This window comes from Hanstruepera sp. CR43 (genome assembly GCF_055227665.1).
Genome location: NZ_CP200078.1, coordinates 1,947,459 through 1,973,919 on the forward strand (window position 1 = coordinate 1,947,459; position 26,461 = coordinate 1,973,919).

Annotated in this window: 23 protein-coding genes and 1 tRNA gene; 10 read left to right on the forward strand and 14 right to left on the reverse strand. The window is 35.4% G+C overall.

The features are described 5' to 3' along the window. The first annotated feature begins 46 nt into the window (after nucleotides 1–46). The 3 genes from recJ to ACKXGU_RS08970 are packed head-to-tail and all read left to right on the forward strand — an operon-like array spanning nucleotide 47 to nucleotide 4,101. Nucleotides 47–1,732 (forward strand): single-stranded-DNA-specific exonuclease RecJ, encoded by a 1,686-nt coding sequence (gene recJ / locus ACKXGU_RS08960; protein WP_463464992.1) that lies wholly within the window; start codon nucleotides 47–49, stop codon nucleotides 1,730–1,732. Continuing rightward, nucleotides 1,732–2,826 (forward strand): OmpA family protein, encoded by a 1,095-nt coding sequence (locus ACKXGU_RS08965; RefSeq protein ID WP_463464993.1) that lies wholly within the window; start codon nucleotides 1,732–1,734, stop codon nucleotides 2,824–2,826. Before recJ ends, ACKXGU_RS08965 begins: the two co-directional genes overlap by 1 nt. Before the next feature lie 3 nt (nucleotides 2,827–2,829). After that, nucleotides 2,830–4,101, forward strand: coding sequence for an MFS transporter (locus ACKXGU_RS08970; RefSeq protein WP_463464994.1), 1,272 nt, complete (start codon nucleotides 2,830–2,832; stop codon nucleotides 4,099–4,101). Here the strand turns inward: ACKXGU_RS08970 and ACKXGU_RS08975 are convergent. Next, nucleotides 4,098–4,850, reverse strand: a complete 753-nt coding sequence (locus tag ACKXGU_RS08975) for a UDP-2,3-diacylglucosamine diphosphatase (RefSeq protein WP_463464995.1) — start codon at nucleotides 4,848–4,850, stop codon at nucleotides 4,098–4,100. The two genes, ACKXGU_RS08970 and ACKXGU_RS08975, sit on opposite strands and share 4 nt — an antisense overlap. Before the next feature lie 48 nt (nucleotides 4,851–4,898). Then, a complete protein-coding gene (locus ACKXGU_RS08980; protein WP_463464996.1) occupies nucleotides 4,899–5,348 on the reverse strand; it encodes a 6-pyruvoyl trahydropterin synthase family protein in 450 nt (149 codons plus the stop codon). A 90-nt stretch (nucleotides 5,349–5,438) separates the two neighbouring features. Between ACKXGU_RS08980 and ACKXGU_RS08985 the strand changes: the two genes are divergently transcribed. Then, the gene (locus ACKXGU_RS08985; RefSeq protein WP_463464997.1) at nucleotides 5,439–6,080 is read left to right on the forward strand and encodes a 2OG-Fe(II) oxygenase; all 642 of its coding nucleotides are present in this window, start codon (nucleotides 5,439–5,441) and stop codon (nucleotides 6,078–6,080) included. An 82-nt stretch (nucleotides 6,081–6,162) separates the two neighbouring features. Here the strand turns inward: ACKXGU_RS08985 and ACKXGU_RS08990 are convergent, their stop codons facing one another. The 3 genes from ACKXGU_RS08990 to ACKXGU_RS09000 are packed head-to-tail and all read right to left on the reverse strand — an operon-like array spanning nucleotide 6,163 to nucleotide 8,195. Continuing rightward, complete coding sequence (locus ACKXGU_RS08990; RefSeq protein WP_463464998.1) at nucleotides 6,163–6,339, reverse strand: hypothetical protein; 177 nt, start codon at nucleotides 6,337–6,339, stop codon at nucleotides 6,163–6,165. Nucleotides 6,340–6,363: 24 nt separating this feature from the next. Continuing rightward, nucleotides 6,364–7,698, reverse strand: a complete 1,335-nt coding sequence (locus ACKXGU_RS08995) for an MATE family efflux transporter (protein ID WP_463464999.1) — start codon at nucleotides 7,696–7,698, stop codon at nucleotides 6,364–6,366. Beyond that, nucleotides 7,695–8,195 carry a GNAT family N-acetyltransferase gene (locus tag ACKXGU_RS09000; RefSeq protein WP_463465000.1) on the reverse strand — a complete coding sequence of 167 codons (501 nt, stop codon included), beginning with the start codon at nucleotides 8,193–8,195 and terminating at the stop codon, nucleotides 7,695–7,697. Before ACKXGU_RS09000 ends, ACKXGU_RS08995 begins: the two co-directional genes overlap by 4 nt. Nucleotides 8,196–8,251: 56 nt before the next feature. Between ACKXGU_RS09000 and ACKXGU_RS09005 the strand changes: the two genes are divergently transcribed. Both ACKXGU_RS09005 and ACKXGU_RS09010 read left to right on the forward strand, forming a co-directional pair. Continuing rightward, nucleotides 8,252–9,049, forward strand: a complete 798-nt coding sequence (locus ACKXGU_RS09005; RefSeq protein ID WP_463465001.1) for a universal stress protein — start codon at nucleotides 8,252–8,254, stop codon at nucleotides 9,047–9,049. Between the two features lie 243 nt (nucleotides 9,050–9,292). Beyond that, nucleotides 9,293–9,366, forward strand: a tRNA-Ala gene (locus ACKXGU_RS09010). A gap of 33 nt (nucleotides 9,367–9,399) precedes the next feature. On the opposite strand, the gene ACKXGU_RS09015 is transcribed toward ACKXGU_RS09010, so the two are convergent. From ACKXGU_RS09015 to ACKXGU_RS09035, 5 genes are all read right to left on the reverse strand, one after another. Beyond that, complete coding sequence (locus tag ACKXGU_RS09015; protein ID WP_463465002.1) at nucleotides 9,400–9,933, reverse strand: glycosyltransferase family protein; 534 nt, start codon at nucleotides 9,931–9,933, stop codon at nucleotides 9,400–9,402. Between the two features lie 6 nt (nucleotides 9,934–9,939). Beyond that, nucleotides 9,940–12,696: a PD-(D/E)XK nuclease family protein gene (locus tag ACKXGU_RS09020; RefSeq protein WP_463465003.1), complete on the reverse strand. Its 2,757-nt coding sequence runs from the start codon at nucleotides 12,694–12,696 to the stop codon at nucleotides 9,940–9,942. A gap of 69 nt (nucleotides 12,697–12,765) precedes the next feature. Next, nucleotides 12,766–14,130: an OmpA family protein gene (locus ACKXGU_RS09025; protein ID WP_463465004.1), complete on the reverse strand. Its 1,365-nt coding sequence runs from the start codon at nucleotides 14,128–14,130 to the stop codon at nucleotides 12,766–12,768. A 125-nt stretch (nucleotides 14,131–14,255) separates the two neighbouring features. Further along, nucleotides 14,256–15,449, reverse strand: coding sequence for a glycine C-acetyltransferase (kbl, locus tag ACKXGU_RS09030; RefSeq protein WP_463465005.1), 1,194 nt, complete (start codon nucleotides 15,447–15,449; stop codon nucleotides 14,256–14,258). A gap of 23 nt (nucleotides 15,450–15,472) precedes the next feature. After that, a complete protein-coding gene (locus tag ACKXGU_RS09035; RefSeq protein ID WP_463465006.1) occupies nucleotides 15,473–18,610 on the reverse strand; it encodes a UvrD-helicase domain-containing protein in 3,138 nt (1,045 codons plus the stop codon). A gap of 124 nt (nucleotides 18,611–18,734) precedes the next feature. On the opposite strand from ACKXGU_RS09035, the gene ACKXGU_RS09040 reads away from it, so the two are divergent. Beyond that, complete coding sequence (locus tag ACKXGU_RS09040) at nucleotides 18,735–19,343, forward strand: superoxide dismutase (RefSeq protein WP_463465007.1); 609 nt, start codon at nucleotides 18,735–18,737, stop codon at nucleotides 19,341–19,343. A 465-nt stretch (nucleotides 19,344–19,808) separates the two neighbouring features. Here the strand turns inward: ACKXGU_RS09040 and ACKXGU_RS09045 are convergent, their stop codons facing one another. The 4 genes from ACKXGU_RS09045 to purN are packed head-to-tail and all read right to left on the reverse strand — an operon-like array spanning nucleotide 19,809 to nucleotide 23,984. Then, the gene (locus ACKXGU_RS09045; protein ID WP_463465008.1) at nucleotides 19,809–21,707 is read right to left on the reverse strand and encodes an amidophosphoribosyltransferase; all 1,899 of its coding nucleotides are present in this window, start codon (nucleotides 21,705–21,707) and stop codon (nucleotides 19,809–19,811) included. Between the two features lie 48 nt (nucleotides 21,708–21,755). Continuing rightward, nucleotides 21,756–22,682: a PfkB family carbohydrate kinase gene (locus ACKXGU_RS09050; RefSeq protein WP_463465009.1), complete on the reverse strand. Its 927-nt coding sequence runs from the start codon at nucleotides 22,680–22,682 to the stop codon at nucleotides 21,756–21,758. 56 nt (nucleotides 22,683–22,738) lie between these two features. Further along, nucleotides 22,739–23,380 (reverse strand): ribonuclease H1 domain-containing protein, encoded by a 642-nt coding sequence (locus ACKXGU_RS09055; RefSeq protein WP_463465010.1) that lies wholly within the window; start codon nucleotides 23,378–23,380, stop codon nucleotides 22,739–22,741. 37 nt (nucleotides 23,381–23,417) lie between these two features. Next, nucleotides 23,418–23,984, reverse strand: a complete 567-nt coding sequence (purN, locus tag ACKXGU_RS09060) for a phosphoribosylglycinamide formyltransferase (RefSeq protein WP_463465011.1) — start codon at nucleotides 23,982–23,984, stop codon at nucleotides 23,418–23,420. 185 nt (nucleotides 23,985–24,169) lie between these two features. Here purN and ACKXGU_RS09065 point away from each other — a divergent pair, with 185 nt between their 5' ends. The 3 genes from ACKXGU_RS09065 to rnc are packed head-to-tail and all read left to right on the forward strand — an operon-like array spanning nucleotide 24,170 to nucleotide 26,413. Continuing rightward, nucleotides 24,170–24,403: an acyl carrier protein gene (locus ACKXGU_RS09065; RefSeq protein WP_008269813.1), complete on the forward strand. Its 234-nt coding sequence runs from the start codon at nucleotides 24,170–24,172 to the stop codon at nucleotides 24,401–24,403. A gap of 11 nt (nucleotides 24,404–24,414) precedes the next feature. Further along, nucleotides 24,415–25,665, forward strand: coding sequence for a beta-ketoacyl-ACP synthase II (fabF, locus tag ACKXGU_RS09070; RefSeq protein ID WP_103050732.1), 1,251 nt, complete (start codon nucleotides 24,415–24,417; stop codon nucleotides 25,663–25,665). 7 nt (nucleotides 25,666–25,672) lie between these two features. After that, nucleotides 25,673–26,413 carry a ribonuclease III gene (gene rnc, locus ACKXGU_RS09075; RefSeq protein ID WP_103050733.1) on the forward strand — a complete coding sequence of 247 codons (741 nt, stop codon included), beginning with the start codon at nucleotides 25,673–25,675 and terminating at the stop codon, nucleotides 26,411–26,413. Nucleotides 26,414–26,461: the final 48 nt, after the last annotated feature.

A 26,461-nucleotide genomic window follows, 5' to 3' on the forward strand; every position in this document is an offset into this window, starting at 1 on the left:
GATTCCTCCGCTTTGGTCGGAATGACAGAAATTAATAAAAAGGAATATGCGCTGGACGCTTAAACCCAAACCAGACTCGGAAAAAGTAAAGGTTCTCAAAGAAGCTTTACAGGTTGATGAAATTGTAGCAACACTTTTATTGCAACGCGGTATTGAAACCTATGAAGATGCTAAAACCTTTTTTCGTCCTAGTCTAGATGATTTGCACGATCCGTTCTTAATGCAGGATATGGACAAAGCCGTATCGCGTATTGAGCAGGCTTTGGAGAATGGCGAAAACATTTTGGTGTATGGCGACTATGATGTAGATGGTACCACAGCGGTGGCATTAATGAGTTCGTATTTAAAAACGAGAACCTCAAATGTAGCTACTTATATTCCTGATCGCTATGACGAAGGGTATGGTGTATCCTATCAAGGCATCGATTTTGCAGATGATAATGGGTTTACACTGATAATCGCTTTAGATTGTGGTGTTAAGGCCATAGACAAAGTAACCTATGCTCAAGAAAAAGGCATCGATTTTATTATTTGTGATCACCACAGACCAGGAAATCAATTACCAAATGCAGTTGCGGTTTTAGATCCCAAACGTGATGATTGTGAGTATCCTTATAAAGAACTTTGTGGCTGCGGTGTTGGGTTTAAACTTATTCAGGCTTTGGCATCCAGACAAGGGCAATCGGTTGAAGATTTAGTTGCATATTTAGATTTGGTAGCTACAGCTATTGGTGCTGATATCGTCCCTATTACGGGTGAAAATCGCGTCCTGGCGTATTTTGGATTGCAAGTGATTAATGGTAATCCACGTCCAGGTATCAAAGCCATTATAGCCGAAGTGAAAAAGGAAGAATTAACCATTACCGATGTGGTTTTTATTGTGGCACCCAGAATTAATGCAGCAGGGCGGATGAAACATGGTAATCATGCCGTAACCCTATTAACCGAAACCGATTTTAATACAGCGGTTGCATACGCTGTTGAAATAGATACTTTTAACACCGATAGACGTGAAACAGATAGACAAATTACAGAAGAAGCTCTTCAGCAAATTGAAGAACAAAAGGAACAGGAACGTTTTACTACTGTTGTTTACCATGAAACTTGGCATAAAGGTGTTATTGGTATTGTGGCTTCTCGATTAACCGAAACCTATTACAGGCCCACCTTGGTTTTTACTAAAAGCGGAAACAAATTAGCGGCTTCGGCACGTTCGGTGTCTGGTTTTGATGTGTATAATGCTTTAGAAGCCTGTAGCGAACACATTGAACAATTTGGCGGACACAAATATGCAGCTGGATTGACCTTGAAGGAAGAAAATTATGAAGCTTTTAAACAAGCTTTTGAAGATGTGGTTTCAAAAACCATTGATACCAAATTATTGACTCCTGAAATTAAGGTTGATTTATCTATTGAATTATCTGACATTGATGCGAAGTTATGGCGCATCATAAAACAATTTGCGCCCTTCGGACCTGGGAATATGACTCCCGTTTTTATGAGTGAGAATCTTCGTGATACTGGTTATGGAAAATGCGTAGGTGAAGACGAATCCCATTTACGTGTTACTGCAACCGATGGTAATCAGCAGATTGTAGGTATTGGTTTTGGTCTAGGCGATAAATATGATTTGATTTCGGATAGAAAACCTTTTAAAGCGGTCTATACTATTGATGAAAATCATTGGAATGGAACCGTATCACTTCAATTGAAATTACGAGATTTAAAATAATGAATAATTGGGTTTTCATATTCGTTATCCTGTGCTTTCAACTCGCCTTTTCACAAAACTTGGTTTTAAACCCCAGTTTTGAGGAACATAAAACTTGTCCGAGACTCATTGGAGGGTTTAATCACAATGCTCTTGATTGGAGCGCACCAAATTTTGGCTCAACCGATTATTTTAATACCTGTAGTCAGGAGGTTGGTCAAACCAACTTTTTTGGAGAGCAAAACCCAAGAACAGGAAAGGGCTTTGCCGGGATGTATGTTATGGCACCCGATAACTATCGAGAATATGTTCAGGGGCAGTTATCAAAGCCACTGCTTATAGGTGAGACTTACACCATGACATTTTACATCAGTTTGGCTGAAAACTGTAGTCATGCCATTCGAGATTTGGGTGTCTTGTTTTTAAAAGAACCTTTGAAACAGAATTCTGATAAACTATTGAATCTAAATGAAGTTTTAAATGAGGTTTCTGATAGTTATTTTGTATTGATTAATAGCCAAAGTCACTACATTGAAAAAACAGGTTGGGAAAAAATAACGTTTGAATACATAGCCAAGGGATTCGAATCAAATTTTATTATTGGAAACTTTGATAAGAACAGTAAAATTTCCAAAATAAAGATGCACAGTACAAAAGACCCAGATGCTTCCTATTACTTTATTGATGATGTCAGTATCGAATCATTACATTCCAAAACAATATCTTATTCAGAGTCACAAACTGTTGAAGATGATCAAGTATTGGAGAACGATAAAGTGTATACCTTACAGAATGTTCTTTTCGATTTTGACAAACATGTATTATTGGAATCCTCAAAAGCAGAATTAAATCAGCTTTATAAATATCTAAATGCCAATAAGCGTTTACAAATTGAAATTTATGGTCATACTGATGATGTTGGTACACAAAAGCGAAATAATGAATTGTCCTTATTACGTGCTAAGGAAGTCGCTTTGTTTTTAATATCAAAAGGCTTAAGGCCAGAACGCATTACGGCAACAGGATACGGCAACAAATTTCCAGTCGCCAACAACGACACAGAAGAAGGTCGCGCTCTCAATAGGCGCGTGGAGTTCAAACTAATTTTTAAATAATCTATGCAGAAAAATGACCCTTACGCAGCACTACGAATCAAAGAATTCAACATCTTTTTGGTTTTGCGTTTTGCATTGGTTTTGGCTTGGTCCATGCAATTTGTTGTCATTGAATGGCAAGTTTATGCATTAACTGAAGACCCTTTGGCTCTTGGGATCATTGGTCTTTGTGAATTTTTACCTGCGTTTTTATTGGCACCATTTGCAGGTCATCTTGTCGATAAAAAAGAAAAGCGTGACCTTTTCAGACTCTGTATTGCATTATTTTCATTGATAAGTTTCGGTCTTTTTTGGTTGACTTCAGAGACCATTGAATCGTCATGGAGCACCAGAACTATTTTATATAGCATTTATAGCCTGGTGTTTTTTGGAGGGGTATTACGATCTTTTTTTGGCCCAACTATTTTTTCACTAATAGCCTTATTGGTTCCTAAACGCGTGTATCCAAATGCTGCCACTTGGAGCAGCAGTACCTGGAAAGGCGCCAGCGTTTTTGGTGCGCTATTAGGCGGTTTTTTAATTGCCTGGATAGGTGTTCACATTACATTGGGGATCATATTTTTATTGGTCCTGTTTGCCTTGTTTTTGGTTTTTCAAATAAAGAAGAAGCCCATTTTAAATAAGGAAGTTTATGAATCTGTAAGAGATAGTTTAGAAGCCGGAATACGATTTGTATTCAATGATAAGGTCATTTTAGGCGCACTGACTTTAGATATGATTGCCGTATTGTTTGGTGGTGCTGTTGCCATTTTTGCAGTGTTTGCAAAAGATATCCTAGATGCAGGCCCCAAAGGATTTGGGATACTCAATGCCGCACTGTCCTCTGGGAGCATCATTACCATGTTGGCAACAACCTATATTCCCATTACCAAGAATACTGGAAAAAAATTGCTGATTTCGGTTTTTGGATTTGGTGTGTGCATGATCATCTTTGGAGCCTCAAAACTCATGTGGTTGAGTGTTTTGGCCTTGTTCTTTTCCGGTGTTTTTGATGGCATTTCTATGGTAGTTCGACAAACCATTCTACAGCTTAAAACACCTGATGATATGAGAGGCCGTGTAGGAGCTGTCAACTCTATGTTTGTTGGATCTTCTAACGAACTGGGAGCACTGGAAAGTGGAATCGCTGCCAGATTGTTTGGAGCGCCATTGGCGGTGATGTTAGGAGGCACTGTGACGATGATAGTGGTTGCTATAATAGGCACCAAAAACAAACCTTTAAGAGAACTAGACTTGACAAAAGATATTGAGGAGCATGAAAAAGAAGACAATTAGAACTTCTTGAGTTCGAAATTCTCTCCATCAAAAACACCGTAGGTATAATAGTTTATCCAATCACCCAAATTAATATATTTAGATGTTTGGTTAAGGTCTATTTCAAGCGGTAAATGTCTGTGACCAAACACAAAATAATCCCGGTGTTTATCTTCCAATTTGCGTTTGCAGTATTGCACCAACCACTCATTCTCCTCACCCAAAAATTTGGCATCTTCATCACCAGATATCAACTTGTTTTTTACAGATAAATGCTGGGCAAGTCTAACACCTAAATCAGGATGTAACCATCTGAATAACCATTTGCTAAACGGATTGGTAAAAACCTTTTTCATACGCTTATAGCCCTTGTCGCCTGGACCCAAACCATCACCATGACCAATAAAAAAAGTTTTGTTGTTAAATGTGTATTCTTGAGGTTTATGGTATACAGGAATATTGAGTTCTTCTTCAAAATAACCATTCATCCATAAATCGTGATTTCCCACAAAGTAATATATAAGTATTCCAGAATCTGTGATCTCGGCTAATTTACCAAGGGTTCTTGTAAAGCCTTTAGGAACCACTTTTTTGTATTCAAACCAAAAATCAAATAAATCGCCCATAAGGAAAATAGCCGCAGCATCTTGTTTTACGTTATCTAACCAAGCCACGAACTTTTGCTCTCTGGGCCTAGACGCTTCTTGAGTGGGAGCTCCCAGGTGATTGTCTGATGCGAAGTATATTTTTTTTCCTTTAGGGATATTCATATTATAAATATAATGGATGCTGAAACAAGTTCAGCATGACAAATTAAATTAATTGTCACTTGCATACCATTCAGCGAAACTGGTTTCCGTTTCTTGCAACTTTAACGAGTGTAATGTAATATGTTCAGGCAAATGCTTCTTAATTTTTTTTGCAAAATCTATTACCATCATTTCACTGGTGGGTTGGTAATTAACCAAAAGCACATTATGGCCGCGGTCTTCTAATTCTTTAGCCAACTCAACATGAGGCGTATTTTTATTGAACACAGTTGCATGGTCAAACACATCGACAATTTCGGATTTGACAATTTTTTTTAAATCACCAAAATCAATGACCATACCATGCTTGACATGATTGGTGTCATTAATAGGTTTGCCAATTACCGTAACCGATAATTTATAACTGTGACCATGGACATTTTTGCACTTACCATCATAGCCATAAAGTGCGTGACCGGTTTCGAAAGAAAATTGTTTGGTGATTCGAATTGTACCCATAATACTATTTTTCAATGCAAAGATAATTGTTTTGCTGAAGCAATTGATTTTTAGATTACATTTGCGGGCTTTTTAAAAAATTAGCAACCTATGAATCAACTGTTTGAAGCAATCGATTTCGTTGAAAACCCGCTTTATGAAAGTATTATCAGCGACATTTCAACTCATAAGTATAGTATTGTTGAACATTTTTTTACGGATGACGAGGTTGCTATTTTGAGACAGTCTTTATTGATGAAACATGAAGAAGACCAATTTAAAAAAGCGGCAATTGGCAATCGCGTTAATGAAAACATTATAAAATCCATCAGGGGCGATATGATTTTATGGATGGATGAAACCAAAGCAGATTCGAGCGAAAAGCTTTTTTTTGATAAAATCAATAATTTAATAGCTTATTTAAATAAAACCTGCTTTATGGGAATCTTACAAAAAGAATTCCATTATGCCTTATATCCAGAAGGCACTTTTTATAAACGACACATTGATACCTTTCAAAATGATGATAGACGGAAATTATCATTTGTTTGCTATTTAAATGAGGATGGTTGGCTTCCTGAAAACGGTGGTGAACTAGCATTATATTTAAATGACCAAGGAAAAGAAACTGAAAAGGTCATTTATCCCTTTCCTGGGCGTGTCGTAATTTTTGAAAGTCAAATTATCGAACACGAAGTTAAACCTGTTAAAACAGAGCGTATGAGTATAACAGGATGGCTTAAAACGCGATAATTAACGACGTTTATTGCGATTGTAAACGTAAATGATAATCAGTACTACAGCAAGTACCAAAAATAGCATATTTCCTCCCATATTAATCGTTGTTTAAATTTTTCTTATTGTATCTGTAAATAGCATAAGCAATAGCAACTAAAACCACAAAGGGTAAAAAGGATCCGATAAACACACCTATTTCATAGGAACTATCAGGCGCTTCCTTTATTTTTTCTTCAATATTGACCTGTTGCAAGGTTGTTAAAAGCAAAAACATAATACAATAATTAGTAATCCAAATTTAACTGTTTTGAGAGAGCGGTAAAAATTCTTTTCTAAATTTTATGATTAACGGAAGCCCTCTTGCAATAATCCATAGGGTAAATGCAATAAAAATAGCATAGAGTTTGTAGTCCAGAGAATCTAGCCAAAACAATATCGGTACAAAAATCAAAAAGGTGGAAAATAATAACACGTTACGTAGCATTTTCATTTTACCCAATCCTTTAAACATGCCATCAAATATAAAAGCCAAAGCACATAAAGGTTGCATGGCAAGCACTAACCAAAATACTTTGTAGAACTCCGTTAATACAGCTTCATCTTTTGTAAAAAGTGTTCCAACAGGATAATATATTAGGGCACCAATTGCACTCATAATTATTCCGACGACGATACCATACCTAATAAGTTTATTGCTTAATTCCATGAGTTTCCTATAATCTTTGGCCCCAAAAAGTTTTCCAGATAAAATATTGCCGGCACTGGCATAACCATCAATAATAAAAGCGCCTAAAAACCAAAGATTAATAGCTATGGTATAGGCAGCGATATATTCCTTTCCATAACTGGTTGAAAAAGCACTGGCATAGTATAGCGTTACATTCAGTGCTAATGTGCGCACAAATAAGTTAGCAATCATTAACAGGAATCTTTTAATCTCTTTATTGAAAGGCAAACTAAACCGCAAAGGTATATCGGTTTTAGCTAATAGATAATATGCTGAAACCAATGCCATCAGTAGTTGTGCAATAACACTGGCATACGCTGCGCCTTTGATGTTCATGGCTGGAATAAACCCTTCAACTCCAAAAACCAAAACAAAATCCAGAATAATGTTTGCTGATGCACCTACAATGGCAATGATCATAGGATAAAAGGTGTTTTGTAGCCCTCTGAAGGTTCCAAAAACAGCAATTGTGAACAAAGTAAATGGAAAACCAAACACCCGAATTCTATAATAATCAACACTGTAATTAAGGATTAAATCTGAAGCATTGTAGAGTTTGAAAATGGGTTCTGCTAGTGGGTAAGTGATTAAAATAATGAGGATGCTCAAAGATGTAATAATAAATATGGCTTGGGCAGGCAAGTTTTTCACTTTGTCTAAATTGTCGGCACCAACATATTGAGAAACGATAGAAGAAATAGCACTGCGCGTTTGACCTAATACCCAAATAAGCATGGAAATAAAAGCACCAACAATCCCAACGGCCGCAAGAGATTCGGTTGCATCTATTGGCATATTTCCAACAATGGCAGTATCGGTTATAGAAAGAATAGGCTCTGAAACTCCTGAAATTAAAGCAGGAATCGCCAATTTGTTAATATGTTTTAATGTTATAGGTGTACTCACAGAACTAGTTCATAACAATAAAAAGGGTGTTGACTTTGATTGGGGAAATATACAGTTCCCAATTTTTTATAACCACGAAGTTCGTAAAACTTTTGGTTTCTCTTGTTCAGTGAAAACGTGTCTAATCTTATAGAGGTATAGTTGTTTTTTATAGCAAAATCTTCGGCAAAATCCATTAAAAATTGAGCGAATCCTTGACCTTGAAATTCAGGAAGGATAGCCAAACGGTGAATATATAAGTTGTGGTTGTTAACGGTCAACCATTTAATTGGAACATATTCTGAGTCCATTAAAGTCGAAATAGTGATACAACCAACAATAGAGTTGTTTTTTTGCAAAGCATATAATTCCCCTCTTTGAATATCATTAAGAAAAGCAGATTTGTTTGGATAGGAATCATTCCATTGAAAAATTCCCTGAGCTATCATGTATCGGGCACAAGATCTAGTAATCGTTAAAATTCTATCAATATCTTTTTCCGATGCTTTACGAATCATATATTATATTTACTTTTGCATAAATTTTTTAGTAAAGTTAGTTCTAAATATTGATTATGAAGAATATTTTGGTTCCAGTTGGGTCATCTAAAAACGCCGTCAGTCATTTGCAATATGCTGTTGATTTTGCAAAGGCATTTGGAGCAAAACTATATGTGGTTCAAATTTATAATGTCTATACAAAGGCAGGAACCATGATTAAGGTTGATCATATCTTGGAACGCGAAAGCCTTGAGTTCTTAAAGTCACATATATCCAAAGTTGACACCAAAAATGTTGAGGTTGTTGTCAAAACTTTTAAAGGGAAATTGGTAGATACACTGGAATTAGTTTGCCAGTCTTTGGACGTTGATTTAATCATGATTGAGCCAAGAACCAATTCGGTTAATGAAGAAGTATATTTAGGAAAGACTTCTGGTAAGATTATCAAGCAGACCAATATTCCAGCTTTAATAGTTCCAGAAGGTTTAAAATTCAAACCAATCGTTTACATATTAATGGCGTTAAAATCTGCCGTAATGAGAAAAGAAGGTGCTTTAATTCCATTAATATCTATTAAAAATCAGTTTAAATCCATTGTGAATTTATTATTGGTAAAAACGCCATTTTACAGCGAAGGCGATTTTGATGTATCTCCTGATTTGGCAAAATTGATAACTAAAACTACCGAAAGCGAAAATGCCACAACGTTTCAAGGTGTTTTAGAACACTATAAAGATAATGATCCTGATTTGTTGTGTGTAGTGCGAAGAAAAAGAGGATTTTTCACCAAACTATGGGAGAATAATACGATATTAAAAAAAGATTTTCACAGTAGTACATTACCTGTTCTTGTCTTAAGTGGATTGAAGTAATGTTTGTTATTAACACCGATAATACAAACGGATATGTATTCATAATACTCTTGTTTACATTCGTTTTTTTAGTTGTATGGCTTCACAACAAGAAATTTATGAATTCTAAATTTTATTTAGAAAGAATAAAGCCTAAATCATTTTTTTATGAATTGATGTTTTATTTATTAGGTTTAATAGTATTTTTCTTATTACTTTGCTTGTTAAGTTTTACTTTAATAAAAGTGTTAAACATAGGATAATGGGGCATTAGCTCAGTTGGCTAGAGCGCTACGCTGGCAGCGTAGAGGCCATCGGTTCGAATCCGATATGCTCCACATAAAAAAACCGTTCTTGTGGGAACGGTTTTTTTATAACAATTGTTTTTTCATATCGGAAACGGAATTCACCTGATTGAGATCTTTATTGTCAATTTCATACAGATCAGCAAAAGTGGTAAAGGTCGTTTTGTCAAATCGGGTTCTAATGCTGCCTTTAGGGTAGAAACGTCGTTTTTTCGTAAAGTCTTCTTTTGAAATCCATCCGCAAACCGTGAGAACTTGTTTGGTTTTGTGATAACTGCAAAAAATATAAATGTCGGTTTTAAAATATTCCTGAAGTTTTAAAAAATTATTGGTATAACCTCGTTTAACAGAAGTCGTTCTTCCCATGGTTTTGACATCAATGCTTTTATTGGCAAAAGTAAAATCAACACCTTCATCAAATCCAGAAGAACCATCAACGTAGCCTTTATCAAAAAACGCCATGACTACAGATTGCCCTATTATACCCGTAAGTTGTTGTTCTTTGGTTCCATTTGCCGTAAAACGTTTACCAAAATCATGGTTGGAAACTATAGTTTTACAATGCTCAATTAGTTTTTGATCAACAGATACTGTAAACATAATTCGTTACTTGATTTCTTTCTCTAAAAAGGGAATGCCAGGATTACAGATTTCAATGATTAACTTTTTAAGCTCGTCATAAAAATCATTTAAAATGGATTCGTCTATAAACTCTATTTTTTTGGCGTAAGCTCCTGATCTATCTTTTTTAGCAAATTTCAAGAATCCAGAATTTAGATTTTTAAAGGAAATAATGCCTGCTTCAACAGGTTCACTGAAGTTTTGGCCTATATCCATCATCAAGGCATAAGATAGCACTTGAAATGACTTGCTATACTTATCGTAGTCAGTTGTAATGTCTAACCAATCTACGATTTCTACCTTGTTTTTGTCAACCCTACCTGATTTATAATCGATGATTCTAACAATACCATTTCTTTTGTCAACACGGTCAACAGTTCCTTTAAGAAATACAGGGAAATCGAGTTCAGGGATATCCAATTGTATTTTGTTTTCCGCTTCAACAGCCAATATTTCAATAGTGTTGCCATTTTTTAAATCGGTTAATTCCAAATCCAAGAAATTTGAAATATAGCGTTTGGCTATTTCAAATATGATTAAGTTTTTGCCCGCTTTTATATCAACTTCTTTGTAGAGTTTTTGAAAGTGTATTTCAACCGTGTTGTCAACAGAATGCTTCATATTTTGAAGATCATCACAGGTAATTTGTTGACCAACAAATGGTTTGTAAAAATCTTCAAGAGTATTATGGATAACTGTTCCCAGGGTATTGGATGCAATAGTTTCTTCGACATCGTCCTGCTCTTTTATTTTCAATATTTTTTGTAAATAAAAATCGATGGGGTTTCTGATATAGTTTGTAAGTGAAGAAGGCGAAAACCCTTGAGCCGCATAGCTTTGCAAAGTGTTTATAACATCTGATGTTTTTCCTATTTCAATAGGCTTGTTTTCTACTACAGGAACTTTCGGAACAACGATTTCATGCTTGATATCGTGAATACCTTCTAATTCTATTTGGGCTATAAATCGACTTTTCTCACCACTTGAAAATGTATCTACTTCCGTATTGTAAAGTATATAGACTTTTTTAGCCCGTTGTATCAGTCGATAAAAGTGGTAGGCGTAAATAGCATCTTTTTCTTTATAGGTAGGCAGTTGATTGTCGAGTTTGACATCAAAAGGAATAAAAGAGTTTTGGGTTTTGCCTGCTGGCAGAATACCCTCATTCACTGAAGATATTATCACTGTTTCAAAGTCTAAAGTTCGAGATTCAAGCATTCCCATTATTTGTAATCCACTTAATGGCTCACCTTTAAAGTCCAATGTATCTAGACTCAACAATTCATTAAATACCAGATATAATGATGCTGTACTTGTGAGATAACCATATTTGCTGTTTAATGTTGCAAGCTCATTAAAAAGTGTATTAAAGTGGAACAAATATTCCAATGCCAAAACATGCTTTTTCTTGTCAGTATTTAAGGACTCTTTTATTTTTAAAATCAAAGTTTGACATTGATCCAAGGCTTTGTAAATATTATCATCCCAATTATCAAACAATAATTCAAAAAGATCTTCGTATTGAGGGGCAATGACTGTTAGCTTTGATTTTGTGAGATAGATTAAATTGTTTTCTGTAATAGCATTTTTAATGACATAAAGATCGTTTTTGTCTTCTCTTTGTAATAGAGGAGCTATATAAGCATGGGACAATATATTGATGACATCTTTATAGTAGAATGATTTTGAAGAACTTTTATGAATTAAAAAAAGATTTTGAAAAAGGTTCGTTAAAGGAATGCTTTTTAGAGGGAGCCCCATTGTTATATTTAGGGCAGTTATTGATTTAGGTATAGAGTTTAGAATAGGAGCCAACAAAGATTCCTCTCCCAGGACAATCGCTGTTTTATTCAGAGAGACATCGTAACTTTGGATGGTTTTTAAGATTGTAGATATGTGTTTTGATTGCCCTACGTTTTTTGGAACACCTATCACATGAATATCTTTTTGTTTTTTATAGTTGTTAGACAAGTACTTAAATTCATTGTTTTTATAAAACTTCCAGTTTGTTATATGCTTACGAGCAAATAGTCCAGCATCATGGTTTTGATTTTTATAAAAAGTTTCATCAATATCCCAATAGATATTAGCCATATTGTTTTGCAGTAACTCCTGTATGATGATTTCTTCTGATGTATTTAATGCATTAAAGCCTATGAATAGATGTTTTCTAGAAGCATGGCTTTCCATATAATTTTGAATGTTCTCAACGGCCTCACTATAAATAAGTCCTTGATAGCCTATCCCTTTGCTTAATAATTCTTTATTCAAATGCTTGTAGTAACTTTTAAGGTTTTTCCAAAAAACCAGATAATTACTGACAAGTTTAGTTGGGTTATTATCTAAAGACCAATGATTAATTTCTTGAATCGCACTGAGATAGTCAAAAATGTCATCTTCATCAACTCGGTAACGGTCTATTTCGTTAAAGTCCTGCAAAAGAATTTGCGCCCATTTTGAGAAAGTTTCAAAATTGTCTTGGTTATCAATAGGGGTCAAAGTTTTGTATGCGCTGTAGAACTCAAACAGTAACTCAATATTAGAAATGGGCTTTAGTTGGGATAGATTTTCAACAAATTCTTCGATACTGAAAATTTCAGGAGAAAATAAAGGTTCAGTAGAGTAATTGGAAATTTCGTGTTTTAGAAATACCCCAGCCCGTTTACTAGGCATTATAAATGTGAGATTGGATAAATCGGAATCGTTTAAATCGTTTAGTACATCATTTAAAAAGGAAGCCATATTATAAAAATAAAAAACGCCTCGAATTTTCGAGGCGTTTTTTTATATAATTGAGAGATTTTAAAATAATTACTTAATTAAGTTAATCTCAACTCTTCTGTTATTAGCTCTACCAGCTCTAGTTTTGTTAGAATCAATTGGTCTGCTTTCACCAAAACCAGTGTGCTCTAATCTATTAGAAGCAATTCCGTTAGTGATTAAGTAATTCATAACCGAACTTGCTCTTTCTTGAGAAAGCTTTTGATTGCTTGACTCACTACCAACACTATCTGTATGACCTTCAATCATAAATCTTGCATGAGAATATTCTTTTAAGATGTCAATGATGTTTTGTAATACTTCTTCAGACTGTGCTTTAATTGTAGACTTACCAGTATCGAATAAGATAGTTTTAGCATAAGCATTTAAAGATTTCTGAACAGCTTCAGTGACTTCTGGACAACCGTTGTTAGCAACAGTACCAACTACATCTGGACATCGATCATCTTTGTCAACAACACCGTCACCATCTCTATCTGGCCAAGGACATCCGTTATTAGCTGCAGGACCAGCTTCATTTGGACACTCATCATCTTTATCAGCTACACCATCACCATCAGAATCTGGACATCCGTTTAATTCTTTAGGACCAGCTTCAGTTGGACAAGCATCATCTTTATCAGGAATACCATCGCCATCAGTATCTGGGCAACCATTAAATTCAGCAGGACCAGCTTCTTGTGGGCAAGAATCTTTAGCATCTTCTATACCGTCACCGTCAGAATCTGGACAACCATTGAATTCGGCCAATCCCCATACTTCAGGACAAGCATCATCTTTATCGTAGATACCATCTTCATCAGTATCTTTACCACCAAACTTAACTGATATACCAGCTGTGTGTTGGAAGTGTGTGTCTAAATAATCTTCAAATGCGTGCTTGTAGGATGTTTGAATGGTGAAGCCAACATTTTCTGTAAACCAAAAATTAAGACCAAAAGTTCCATTTAAAGTTCCAGCACCAATTTCATCAACCCAAGTGTATCCACCACCTACACCTAAATAAGGGTCAATACATTTAGAATTCAAAATACTAGCAAAACTATATTTTACTGTACCATCTAAACCAATATAAGTAGCGTCGTTATATCTTAATCCATCATCACCAAAGTCGTCGATTTTGTTAACAGAGGCAGTAGCTCCTACAGAAAACCCACTGTTAAGGTAACGAGATACGGTAATTGACGACAAAGATGGTAAAATGTTATAATGATCGTCAACATTAAAGAATTCATCAAAATAACCTCCAAGTGGAGCGTCTTCACCAGTTGGATAAAAATCAACCGCATTTACGCCAAAGCTAATAGCCCACGGGTTGTTCTCATCTTGTGCGTAAGTGTTGCTGAAACCTAAAATAAGCAACATAGCGAACAATAATCTGCTAAGATTTTTCATATTCAAAAATTTAATTTTTAAGTGTTAATTGTAAGCAAAAGTAAGTTGTTAAATATTATTAACAAAGACAAATATAGAAAAATATTGGAAAAATTACCTAAAATGTCAATGTTTGTCAGAAAAAATTAAATTATTTCAAGCGTTTTTCCAACTTTAATGAAAGCGGAAATAGCTTTGTCCAAATGTTCTTTGGTGTGAGCTGCTGATAACTGAACGCGTATTCTAGCTTTTTCTTTCGGTACAACAGGGAAAAAGAAGCCAATGACATAAATGCCTTCAGCCAATAACATATTGGCCATGGTTTGTGATAACTTGGCATCATAGAGCATAATTGGAACAATTGCGGAATCGCCATCCACTATGTCAAAACCAGCTTTTTTGATTCCAGATTTGAAATATTCTGTATTCCAGGCTAATTGATCTCTTAAACGCGTATCATTTTTTAGCATGTCGAAAACCTTGATAGACGCACCCACAATAGCAGGAGCTAAAGAATTGGAAAACAAATAGGGTCTGGAACGCTGCCTTAAAATTTCAATAATTTCCTTTTTGCCAGTTGTATAGCCGCCCATAGCACCACCAAGCGCTTTTCCTAGCGTTCCAGTAATAATGTCTATTCTGTTTAGAACGCCTTTTTCTTCAAGCGTACCCCTTCCCGTTTTACCTATGAAACCAGCCGCATGACACTCATCAATCATAACCATTGCATCATATTTTTCAGCTAAATCGCAAATTTTGTCCAAAGGCGCCACCAGCCCATCCATGGAAAATACACCATCAGTTACAACAATCTTAAATCTGGCACCATTTTTATTGGCTTCTATCAATTGCTTTTCCAAATCTTCCATGTCGTTATTTGCATAACGATATCGAGCGGCTTTGCAAAGACGCACACCATCAATTATAGAGGCGTGGTTCAAAGAATCGGATATGATGGCATCTTCTTGTCCCAATAAGGGCTCAAACACTCCACCGTTGGCATCAAATGCGGCAGCGTACAGAATGGTATCTTCTGTGCTGTAAAAGTCTGCTATTTTTTGCTCGAGTTCTTTATGAATATCTTGCGTCCCACAGATGAACCTTACCGAAGACATGCCAAACCCATGAGTATCCATAACATCTTTGGCAGCCTGAATGACTTCGGGATGTGATGACAACCCTAAATAGTTGTTTGCACAAAAATTCAATACGGTTTCTCCAGTGTTGAGGGTTATTTCGGCCCCTTGAGCCGATGTAATAATGCGTTCAGTTTTATAAAGACCATTATCTTTAATGGTTTGCAATTCGTCTTTAAGATGATCTTGAATAGTTCCGTACATTGATTTAAATATTTTTTACAAATTTAAAATTCTTTTATTTGAATATCATTATTTATATATATGAGAATTTTTTTTGAGACATTGAAGCCCATATCGTTTAAAACCTCCTCATAATTTAACAATTGCAATTCGTGTTTTTTGCTTGGGTTACCAGATTTATAATCAATTAAATAGACAGTATTGTCAGGAAAAACCACTAACTTATCTGGTCTAATTATTAAGTTGTTTTTAGCTATTACGTCCCGCTCATTATAGATTTTATTTTTTGGGTCGAAACAGGCTTCCAATTTAGGGTTGGAGACTAATTTTATCACCAAGGGTTTGAGTTCGACAGCTTGTGCCTTGCTGATTTTTCCGGACCTTAAATAATCACTAAATGCAAATTCGATATCTTCTTTCGTAGTGATATGCGACATAATATCATGAACCAAGTTGCCCTTTTCAATAGCCTCTTTTTGCTCTGTATCCCAAAGATATCCCGAATTGGTGGCAATCAAAATATTGTTGTCATTTTTGGAGACACTCACAAACTCTTGCGCAATAACAAAGTTGTTTTTACTACTTTCTGAAAATTGTTTGGTTGCCTTTTCACCAAAGATGTAGGTCGAGGTTTGATCATCCCACAGTTTTTGATTTTGTAAATACGAAATAAAAAATCCCGAAAATGTATTATTGTTTACGGCTCCTTTGGAGCTTATATCTTTCTTTGAAATAATGTACAGTTGCTCAATTGGCCTTGTCAAAGCCACATATAACAGGTTTATGTTGTCCAATTCCAATTCCGATTGATGTTTGTTAAAAATATCCAATCCCTGCTCGCCAAAGTTTTCAAAAGCACTGCTGTAATTCAATAATGCATATGAAAAGCCATTATAAGTTTTTGGATCAAGTGGGAACCATTCAACGGGATTTATTTCCCGATAAATATTTAAATCGGCATAAGGAAAAATGACTATTGGAAACTCCAAGCCTTTGGATTTGTGAATGGTCATGATCTGAACAGCGTCATAGCCTTCAGGAGCGATAATACTCAATTTGTCAGATTGGTTCTCGAAATATTCCAAAAAGCTTTGCAAATCGGCTTTTTGTCTATTTGAAAACTCTAAAACCACATCCATAAAATATTGAACATAAGCATCTGATTTTTCAACTAAACGGAATGATCTCACAATAGTTTCAACTAAATCATAAAATGATAGATGCGGTAATTCATCAAAATTAATTTGGCAATTAATAGACTCAAAGCTTTTGAAAAGGATCTTTAAGTCCAAGTTGATGTGTTCCTTTAAGAAATTATGTTTGTTTTCAATATTAAAAATAACAATCAAACTATTTAAAAGGTCCGCTTTTATTTCAAGATTATTGGGTTGGGATAAAAGCTTTAATAGCGCGACTATGAATCTAACTTTTATTGAATTATTTATCAGCAATGTTTCAGATGACATAATCTTTATGCCTGAAGCGTTTAAAAATTCTGCAAGAGCAAGCCCCTCTTTTTTCTTTCTTACCAAAACACAAATGTCATTTAAAGCATAGCCTTGGTCAAGACAGTCCAGAATTTTATCAAGTGTTTTTTGAGCATATACCAGGTCTTTGTCATCCGACGAATCGAAATCCAAAAAATCCAAACTCACATAACCAGTATTATTTGAACTGGATTGTTGATTGGAGTTCTTATAGAGTTCCCTATGAACATGATCACTAAAAAAAGTTTCGGAGAGATATTCAAAAAAGCGATTGTTGAACTCAACAATGGTTTCACTACTTCTAAAGTTTGCTTCAAGCGAAATAATTTGAGGGTCTACAAAAAATGGATTTTTAGTCTTATTGAATAGATTCATGAATTGCTCGGCTTTACCACCTCGCCATCGATAGATGGCTTGTTTGGCATCTCCTACAATCATGGCACTACCTTTTTCGGAAGACAATGCGTTGTCCATTAGGGGAATTAAATTTTCCCATTGCAATTGGGACGTATCCTGAAATTCATCAATGAAATAATGCTTGAAACGCTCTCCAAATCTTTCATATATGAATGGGGTAGGTTGATCTTTTATTTCATTACTGATTAACGAATTAAACTCTGAAATAAGTATGACATTCTGTTCAATCTTAATTTCTTCAAGTTCCTTCTGAATTTCATTCAATACAGACAAGGGGGTAATATTTCTGTAGAGCGCTTGTAAAAACTTGATTCTAAAAACGAGTGTTTTAGTATCAACATAGGCTTCAGCCAATTGGGATTGAATAGACTCAATTATTGAAGCAACATCATCAGATACTCTTGTAGGGTATAATTTATTACCTTCAATTAAATCTGTTTGCCAGGCAGTATTAAAGTTAATGTCAAAGTTTTTAGATGTGAGGTTTTCGAAATGCTTTGGTAAATACTTGCCTTTGAAATCTTCTGAAACAAGACCAGCTTCAGAGATTAATGTTAATATGGCATCAGCTGTTTCAACAATGGTGTTTTCAATGATTTTCAAGTCTCTTTTGGTATTGCTTTTTAGAGTTTTAAAATCATCCAGTGTTTTATCCTTTAAGGTTTTTAAATAATAAATGTCATTTTCATTTAAAAGCAGTTTAGAAATAGCATACAAATCTTTCGAAATATCCCAACTTTTATCATCATCAGCTTTTTCAAGAGCATAATCCACTAAAACTTTGGTTAGTTTGTCATTGGATCCAGCTTTAGAAATGAGCCTGTCAACCGCTTCGAGTAAAAGTGAATTGGTGTCCAATTCAACTTCAAAATTCAAGGGGAGTTTCAAATCATAGGCAAAGGTCTTGATTAGTTTGTGCACAAATCCATCGATTGTTGAAATATCAAAAGCTGCATAATTATGGATTAAGGCATCTAATATGAGAGCACTTTTATCTCTTAAGTCAGATTTAGGAATATCCAACTCCTGGCAGATTTGTTCAAACATGGGGTTTGTGTCAGATTCATCAGATTGTTTTGAAAAGGAAACCAAGGCATCAATGACTCTGCCTTTCATCTCAGCCGAAGCTTTATTGGTAAATGTTATGGCAAGAATGTTCTTGAAGGCCGAAGGGTTTTGGGACTTAAATAGAACTTTTAAATACTCTTTGACCAACGTAAATGTTTTACCACTTCCAGCCGAAGCATTATATATTAAAAAAGAACTTGGGTTGGCCATCAATCTAATTTTAACACAAGATAAAAACTATCGATGATTTCATAGGTATTTATTATTTTTTATTGCGTGTTATAATGCGTAAATTTGATGAAAATTAAGTTAAACAATTAAAAACAAAAATATTATGGCTTTCGAATTACCGAAATTAAAATATGCTTATGATGCTTTAGAGCCTCATATAGACGCTCGAACAATGGAAATACATCACTCAAAACACCATGCAGGTTATACTTCCAAATTGAATGCTGCAATTGAAGGAACTGATTTAGAAGGTAAGACCATTGAAAATATTCTAATCAATTTAGACATGACCAATATGGGCGTTAGAAATAATGGTGGTGGATTCTATAATCACTCACTATTTTGGGATGTTATGAATCCTGAAGACAGAGGGTATTTGTCTGGAGATCTTAAAGATGCCATTGAAGCAGAATTTGGATCTAAAGATGCTTTTATAGAAGCTTTTAGCAATGCTGCGGCCACACAATTTGGTTCCGGATGGGCTTGGCTTTGTGTTCATAAAGGCGGAAAAGTTGAAGTATGCTCAACGCCAAACCAAGATAATCCATTAATGCCTGGAGTGAGTTGTGGTGGAACACCAATTTTAGGTTTAGATGTTTGGGAACACGCCTATTATCTTAACTACCAAAACAGAAGACCAGATTACATAGAAGCTTTTTTTAAAGTGATTAACTGGAATGAAGTTGAAAGACGCTATGCAGAATCCAAGTAAGAATTGAATAATCTACACATCAAAAAAGCGGGCTCATTGAGCTCGCTTTTTTTGTTTTATATAATAATTGATCATTTTTCAAATGAAAAAAGGTGAACAGAAGTCCACCTTTTTTGCCCCAAATCTACCATAAACTTAACCTACTTATGTTATGGTGAAACAAATATAACATTGGTTTTGACTAACATTAAAAATTATTAGACAAACGACTTATAAATTGGGCTAAAATAATCTAAATGAGTTTTTTAATGGACAAATGACATATTAGGGAGTAAGTAAAAATAAAAAAAGCCGAACCAAAGTTCAGCTTTTTTTGCCCCAAATCTACCATGAACTTAACCTACTTATGTTATGGTAGCACTAATGTAATTTTTATTTAATTAGAACTTGTTAAAAAATAGATGAAATGCATTTTTTTTAGATAAAGCGCATATTTTTTCAGATAAAATGCAGATTTACAATCTTTTAATAGGCTCTTTCCTTGTTGCCTTCGTAAAAGTTAATAAAAGCTCTATTCACCACACGATTACCACCAGCAGTTGGATAATTACCCGTGAAATACCAATCGCCCAAATTTTTAGGACATGCTAGGTGTAAGTTATCTACTGATTGGAAAATTGTTTCCACCTCGGCATTAACCGAATCATCAGATATTAATTGGGCAATTTTAGCCGATATCTCATCATCAGTAAATTGCGCATATAGATCCTTTACAAAATTGTGAACGTCCTTATCCTCCAAATCAACTTGTGCTTTACACTTTTCATAGACCTCTTGAACCATTTGGTATTTATTGTTCTCTTCTAAAAGCTCCAACATGGCTCTAAAAGCAATTAAATCCTCTAGCCTGGCCATATCAATACCGTAGCAGTCAGGATAGCGTATTTGAGGCGCAGATGAGACAACAACAATTTTTTTAGGATGTAGTCTATCCATCATTTTAATAATACTCTTTTTTAAGGTTGTCCCTCTCACAATACTATCATCAATGATGACTAAATTGTCATTGGGCTTGATGACACCATATGTTACGTCATATACGTGAGCTACTAAATCATCACGACTACTATCTTCCGTAATGAAAGTCCTTAACTTGACATCCTTGATGGCTATTTTTTCTATTCGAGGTCTTTCAGATAATATATCTGTCACAGTTTCGGCAGACAGACCGCCTTTTCCATTCAATATGGCTTGCGTTTTTTTCTGGTTCAAATGATCTTCAACAGTTTCTATCATCCCAAAGAATGATGTTTCAGCAGTATTTGGAATGTATGAGAATACGGTATTTTGAGTATCGTTTTCAATCGACTCTAATACTTTTGGCATTAATAATTTTCCAAGCATTTTACGTTCTTGGTAAATTTCAGCATCACTACCTCTTGAAAAATAGATACGCTCAAATGAACAAGCTTTGCGTTCAAGCGGTTCGATAATTTTTTTGATGGATACCTCACCTGATTTTTTGGTAATTATAGCATGACCTGGCTCCAATTCTTTAACAGCATCAAAATCTACATTGAAAACCGTTTGAATAACAGGCCTTTCAGACGCAACCACAACTACTTCATCATCTTTATAATAATATGCGGGTCGTATTCCGGCTGGATCCCGCAGTACAAATGAATCACCATGCCCCAAAAGACCAGCCATGGCATAACCACCATCCCAATTTTTAGATGATTTTTTAAGAATTTTTGCAATGTTTAAACGCTCTGCGATTAATGGCGAACATTCACTTTTACTATAGCCTTCCTTTTTGAGTTTTTTGTAGATTTTCAAAACCGCATCATCTAAAAAATGACCAATTTTTTCCATGATAGTGATGGTATCAGCTTTTTCTTTTGGGTGCTGACCAAGTTGTACCAAACCGTCAAATAATTGATTGACATTAGTCATATTAAAATTACCCGCCACTATCAGGTTTCTGTGCATCCAGTTATTTTGTCTTAAAAACGGATGTACACTTTCCACACTGTTTTTACCAAAAGTGCCATAACGAACATGACCCAATAAAACCTCTCCTATGTAAGGGATGTGCTTTTTTTGAAGCGCAACATCATCAACGTATTCAGGATGTTCCGTAAAGTCTTTGTTGATGCGTTCATTTATTTGTGAAAATATATCTTGAATAGGCTGTTGGGCAATAGAACGTACCCGACTGATATAGCGCTCACCTGGTTTAGTATCTAATTTAATGCTGGCAAATCCTGCGCCATCTTGACCGCGATTGTGCTGTTTCTCCATCATGAGATACATTTTGTTTACTCCGTAAAAAGCACTACCGTATTTTTCCTTGTAGTACTCTAAAGGTTTAAGAAGTCTGATTTGTGCGATACCACATTCGTGTTTTAAAGCGTCACTCATTGGGTTATTTATATAATTAAAAACGCGCTCAAAATGGAGCGCGCTTGTTTATGTTAATTCAATATCGAACTGTGTTAAATCTCTAAACTGCTGCAAGCGTTTATGAACTTCATGAGGGTTTAAATTAATCATGCGTTCAGTTCCAAATTTTTCAACACAAAATGATGCCAAAGTAGATCCGTAGACTACAGCATTTTTCATATTCTCAAAACTTAAATCATCAGATTTAGCCAAATATCCTGCAAACCCTCCAGCAAAGGTGTCTCCTGCACCAGTTGGGTCAAACACTTCTTCTAATGGTAAAGCGGGCGCATAAAACACATTATCATCATGAAATAATAGTGCACCATGTTCCCCTTTTTTAATAACCACATATTGTGGTCCCATTTCATGAATCTTTCGTGCCGCAACAACCAGAGAATACTCGCCGGTTAATTGTCTGGCTTCCTCATCATTAATGGTAATAACATCTACTTTTTTTATCACATTTTGTAGCTCATCCATAGCACAGTCCATCCAAAAATTCATGGTGTCCAAAATGACCATTTTAGGTTTCTTGTTCATTTGATCCAGAACACTCATTTGGACGTTGGGATGTAAATTTCCTAACATAACTACTTCGGCGTCTTTATAATCAACAGGAACTATGGGATTAAAGTCGGCTAATACATTAAGTTCGGTAGCCAAGGTATCACGGGTATTCATATCGTTATGATACTTACCGCTCCAGAAAAAAGTTTTCCCTTCTTTTACAATTTCAACACCGGAAATGTCAATACCTTTATTTGATAACAAATTAAGATACTCTTGAGGGAAATCACCACCTACAACCGATACTGCAGCAGCATCGACATGAAATTGTGAGGCTGCAAGACCAATAAAAGTGGCTGCGCCACCAAGGATTTTATCAGTTTTCCCAAAAGGGGTTTCAATGGCATCAAATGCAACGGTTCCCACAATAACTAACTTACTCATAAGTATCTTTCGAATTTTGCTGCAAATATAAGGTTTTTAGTTACTAATAGCAGAATTTATTTCCTTCCAAAATCTGCAGGAATTTCACCCCAAGCTTTGGTTTCCCATTTTACAATGGTTGTTGCATAATTATTGGTTTTTAGCCAAGTAATAGCACGATCTACCAAGTCAAAAAGTGGTTTGTTTTTTTCAGAACGCTCTAGTTTGGTGTTAGCTGTTTTCTTTTTTACCCAGCTGATGGCTGTTTTGGAATCGGTGTAGATGATCCGATTACTGTTCTGTTTTTTAAGAAATGCCAGTGCGTGCACGATTGCCAAAAACTCACCAATGTTATTAGTGCCTTCTTCAAAGGGTCCTTGGTGAAACAACCGTTTTTTTGTTTTGGTGTCAACACCTTGGTATTCCATTTTACCTGGATTGCCACTTACGGCAGCATCAACAGCTATGGAGTTGTAATTGGGCTGCCCTATTTTTTTTAATTGTTCATCAGAGAGTTCACTAACAAACTTTTTGCTTTTGCCTATATAGTCTTTATAATTGCCTTTGTAGGCTTTTTTGGCCGCATCAAAGGTTGCAAACGATTTATATTGCGCACCTTCGAAGTCTTTTATTTGTGCTTTGCAGTCATCCCAACTTTCAAAAACACCAGTGTGGTGCCCTTTCCATACAGTATAGTATTTTTTCTTTTTTTTAGACATACTATGTAAAGATGCTGAATCAAGTTCAGCATGACAATTAGTTATTTAATAACCTCTCAACTACCTTTGGAAAATGCTCCATTTCCAACTTGTGAATTTTTTCAGCAACATCTTCAGCTGAGTCAGAAGGAGTAACCTCGCAAGTAGCCTGAAAAATAATAGCGCCTTCATCATAATGCTCATTGACATAATGAATGGTGATACCAGTTTCGGTTTCGTTGTTTGCTACAACCGCTTCATGGACATACATACCATACATACCTTTACCACCATATTTAGGTAATAAAGCCGGATGAATATTGATGACTTTATTTGGGAATTCATTTAAAATATGCTCTGGAAATTTCCATAAAAAGCCTGCCAAGACAATAATGTCTGGGTTTGAAGCTTTTAAGATATTTAAGACATCATCGGTTTCTAAAAAAGCAACCTTATTAAATGATAGGGCGCTTACTTTCAGTTTTTTACAGCGCTCTAATACTTTGGCATGAGGATTGTTAGTAAGCACTTGAATAACAGACACCTGTTCTCTGTTTTGAAAAAACTTAATTAAATTTTCAGCATTAGTACCACTTCCGGACGCAAAAATTACAATTCGCTTCATTTACAGATAATAGTGTTAAGATTGTTCACGCAAAAAAAAGAATAATAATTAACAATTAGAAGGCAAAAAGCATTTACTTCAATCGAATTTTAGTAAATTACAAGCACATTTTTAAACTAAAGGTGTGTAATAAAAATAAAGTTTTTTATTTTTGCCAACTAATTAAAACTTAAAATTAAAAGATTATGTCAGACATTGCATCAAGAGTAAAAGCGATTATCGTAGACAAATTAGGTGTTGATGAAAACGAAGTTGTAACTGAAGCTAGCTTCACTAACGATTTAGGAGCAGATTCATTAGACACTGTAGAATTAATTATGGAGTTCGAAAAAGAATTCGATATCCAAATTCCAGATGATCAAGCTGAAAATATTGCAACAGTTGGTCAAGCTATTTCATACATAGAAGAAGCTAAATAAGAACAGACTTTATGGCACTTAAGCGAGTTGTAGTTACAGGTCTTGGCGCTTTAACACCTATTGGAAACACCAAAGATGAATATTGGGATGCTCTGATTAGTGGAAAAAGTGGTGCGGCTCCGATAACATATTTTGATACTGAAAAGTTCAAGACGAAATTCGCTTGCGAATTAAAAAACTTTAACGCAACCGATTTTCTTGATCGAAAAGAGGCCCGTAAAATGGATAAGTTTACGCAGTATGCTATGGTAGCTTCCGATGAGGCTATTGCTGATGCGAAACTAAACCTTGATGAGGTAAACAAATTACGGGTTGGCGTTATTTGGGGAGCAGGAATAGGAGGTCTTGAGACATTTCAGGATGAAGTTTTAAACTTTGCCGCTGGTGATGGGACTCCTAGATTCAACCCGTTCTTTATCCCAAAAATGATTGCAGATATTGCACCAGGAAACATTTCCATTAAACATGGTTTTATGGGTCCTAATTACACAACGGTATCTGCATGTGCTTCTTCTGCCAACGCGATGATTGATGCATTAAACTATATTCGTTTAGGGCATTGTGATGTTGTAGTGACTGGTGGAAGTGAAGCAGCAGTAACCATTGCAGGTATGGGTGGTTTTAACGCAATGCATGCACTTTCTACAAGAAATGAAAGCCCTGAAACAGCTTCTAGGCCTTTTGATGCAACCAGAGATGGTTTTGTATTAGGCGAAGGAGCAGGCGCAATAATTCTTGAGGATTATGAACATGCAAAAGCAAGAGGAGCTAAAATTTATGCTGAAGTCATTGGAGGCGGTTTGTCTTCTGATGCCTATCACATGACTGCTCCACATCCAGATGGCATAGGTGTTATTGCTGTTATGAAAAATTGTTTGGAAAACGCTGGTATAGACCCTAAAGAGGTTGATCATATTAATACGCACGGAACATCAACACCACTTGGTGATGTAGCCGAGCTTAAAGCAATCTCTGAAGTGTTTGGTGACCATGCCAAAAACATCAATATTAATTCAACCAAGTCCATGACTGGACATTTATTGGGAGCTGCTGGAGCCATTGAGTCCATTGCTTCTATTTTAGCAATTGAACATGGTGTGGTTCCGCCAACCATAAATCACACAACGGTTGATGAAAATATTGATCCTGAATTAAACCTAACATTAAATAAAGCACAAAAACGCGATGTTAAAGTGGCCATGAGCAACACGTTTGGTTTTGGTGGACACAATGCCTGCGTACTGTTCAAGAAAATAGATTAAACATCGAATGAAACACATTCGTAACATACTAAATTCCCGTTCAAAAAACGACGGGAATTTTTTTGTGTCCATCCAGAAAATTCTTGGATTCAAGCCAAAGAATATTAAATTCTACAAAACGGCTTTTACACATCGCTCCATGAATATCAAGGATAGTCAAGGTCATCCTATTAACTATGAGCGTTTGGAGTTTTTGGGCGATGCCATGTTGGGTTCGGTTATTGCCTCTCATTTGTTTACGGAAGTCCCTAGTGGTGATGAAGGGTATTTGACCAAAATGCGTTCTAAAATTGTGAGTCGGGAGCATTTAAACGAATTGGGTAAAGACCTGAATCTAGTCGATTTAGTTGAAAGCAAAATTCCAAAAGGTCAGTTTGGCGACAATATTTATGGTAATTTATTTGAAGCACTTATTGGTGCTATATTTTTGGATAGAGGCTATAAGTATTGTGAAAAATTCATCTACAAAAAAGTTATTATTCCTTATGTGGATATTGAAAAACTGGAAGGCAAAGTTATCAGTTACAAGAGTTTGCTCATAGAATGGTGTCAAAAAGAGAAAAAAACATTTGACTACAATGTTTATGAAGACACAGGTAATGATGACATTAGACATTTTTCAGTCAAACTCTCCATAAACGATAAAATTGTTTCGAAAGCACGCGCCACCTCAAAAAAGAAAGCCGAAGAAAAAGCATCCAAACGTGCCTTTTTTGTGTTTCAAAACCAAATTTCGAAAGCCATTTAAAGTCCCATGTGCCAAACAGGGAATTATTAACGCAAACTATAACGTTTT